We start from the raw sequence: 533 nt of genomic DNA, 5'->3' as shown, positions 1-533 counted from the left end.
CCGCTGGCGCTGCGTCTGAAGGGCGAGGGGATCAGCGCTGCACGGATAGGGGCGGTTTTTGAGGAGCTGACGCGGCGGCATGAATCGCTTCGCACGGTTTTTGAGCTCGACGATGGCGCGCCAGTACAGGTCATCAGGCCGCATGTGGATATTCCYGTAAAGGAAGTCGATCTTCGCGATACGCCTGACGCCGACCGGGAACAGCGGGTTTTTGAGCTGGTGCGGGAGGAGGCGGGCCGCCGGTTTGATCTCGCATCGGGTCCGCTGCTGCGCATTGTGCTGCTGCAGCTTGGCGCCGGCGATCATGTCCTGCTCCTGACGATGCACCACRTCATCTCCGATGRSTGGTCGATGGGTGTCGTGGTTGAAGAGGTTGCGCAGATCTACCGTGCGCAGCTTGAAGGGCGGCCGTCGGGATTGGCTGAACTGCCGGTGCAGTATGCCGACTATGCGCATTGGCAGCGCGAGCGGCTGCAGGGCGATTACCTTGCACGCCAGCTGGGGTATTGGAAAGACCAGCTGCATGGGACGCC

The 533-nt window shown here is 62.6% G+C and carries 1 protein-coding gene; it reads left to right on the top strand.

Annotation, left to right across the window (positions count from 1 at the left end; genetic code table 11):
* Nucleotides 1-533: condensation domain-containing protein (locus AC1DNW_RS35450; RefSeq protein WP_477855823.1), on the top strand; the 533-nt coding region annotated here is incomplete at both ends.

It is taken from the genome of Rhizobium sp. 05L429 (assembly GCF_056397645.1).
The sequence above is the reverse complement of the archived record's forward strand: the minus strand, read 5'-3'. Positions and strand labels throughout refer to the sequence as shown.